The sequence below is a fragment of the Bradyrhizobium rifense genome (assembly GCF_008123425.1).
GTDB classification, from domain to species: domain Bacteria; phylum Pseudomonadota; class Alphaproteobacteria; order Rhizobiales; family Xanthobacteraceae; genus Bradyrhizobium; species Bradyrhizobium rifense.
On sequence record NZ_VSSS01000102.1, the window covers coordinates 1 to 1,440 of the forward strand.

The 1,440-nt window shown below is 65.3% G+C and carries 1 protein-coding gene; it reads right to left on the reverse strand.

Annotation, left to right across the window (positions count from 1 at the left end; genetic code table 11):
• Positions 1–1,440 (reverse strand): glutamate synthase central domain-containing protein (locus tag FXB40_RS45940; protein ID WP_246208365.1); only part of this gene is annotated, 1,440 nt, incomplete at both ends.

The following is a 1,440-nucleotide window of genomic DNA, read 5'->3' on the forward strand; positions in this document are numbered from 1 at the left end:
TGCGGCGGCGGCGAGATCAGGCCGACGCCCGGGGTCGAGTGACGCACCTTGGCGATGGTCGCGTCGACCTTGTGGCCGGGCAGCTGGCCGCCTTCGCCGGGCTTGGCACCCTGCGCCATCTTGATCTGCATCATGTCGGAGTTGACGAGATACTCCGTGGTGACGCCGAAGCGGCCCGAGGCGACCTGCTTGATCGCCGAGCGCATGCTGTCGCCGTTCGGCATCGGCTTGAAACGGTCGGCTTCCTCGCCGCCCTCACCGGTGTTCGACTTGCCGCCGATCCGGTTCATGGCGATCGCCAATGTCGTGTGGGCCTCGCGCGAGATCGAGCCGAAGCTCATCGCACCCGTGGCGAAACGCTTGACGAGGTCCTTGGCCGGCTCGACCTGGTCGAGCGGGATGGGCTTGCGCTTTTCTTCCTCGGCGTTCTTGATCCGGAACAGGCCGCGCAGCGTCAGCAGACGCTCCGACTGCTCGTTGAGGATCTTCGCGAAGGCGCGATAGCGTTCCAGCGAATTGCCGCGGGCCGCGTGCTGAAGCAGCCCGACCGACTCGGCGGTCCAGGCATGGTCCTCGCCGCGGCTGCGATAGGCGTATTCACCGCCGACATCGAGCGCGGTCTTGTAGACCAGCGCCTCGCCGAACGCGTCGGCATGACGGCGCACGGCTTCTTCGGCGATCTCGGCAAGGCCGACGCCCTCGACGCGGGTGTGCGTGCCGGCGAAGAACTTCCCGACGAAGTCCGCCTTGAGGCCGACCGCGTCGAAGATCTGCGCGCCGCAATAGGACTGGTAGGTCGAGATGCCCATCTTGGACATCACCTTGAGCAGGCCCTTGCCGATCGACTTGATGTAGCGCTTGACGATCTCGTAGTCGTCGAGCGAACCGGGCAGGCGGTCCTTCATCGCGATGATGGTTTCGAACGCGAGATAAGGATTGATCGCTTCCGCGCCGTAACCCGCGAGGCAGGCGAAGTGATGCACTTCGCGCGGCTCGCCGGATTCGACGACGAGGCCGACCGAGGTGCGCAGGCCGGTGCGGATCAGATGATGATGCACGGAGGCGCAGGCCAGCAGCGACGGAATCGGCACGCGGTCCGAGCCGACCATGCGATCGGACAGGATGATGATGTTGACGCCTTCGCGCACCGCAGCTTCAGCGCGCGCGCAGAGCTCGTCGAGCACCTGGTCCATGCCGGCAGCACCAAGGCCGGCGTGGAAAGTGGTGTCCAGCGTGCGCGACTTGAAGTGCGACTCTGCCACATCCGAGATCGAGCGGATCTTTTCGAGATCCGCATCGGTCAGGATCGGCTGACGCGCTTCCAGACGCTTGGTCGTGGCAAGGCCCTGCAGATCGAACAGGTTCGGCCTCGGTCCGATGATGGAGACGAGGCTCATCACCAGCTCCTCGCGGATCGGATCGATCGGCGGGTTGGTGACC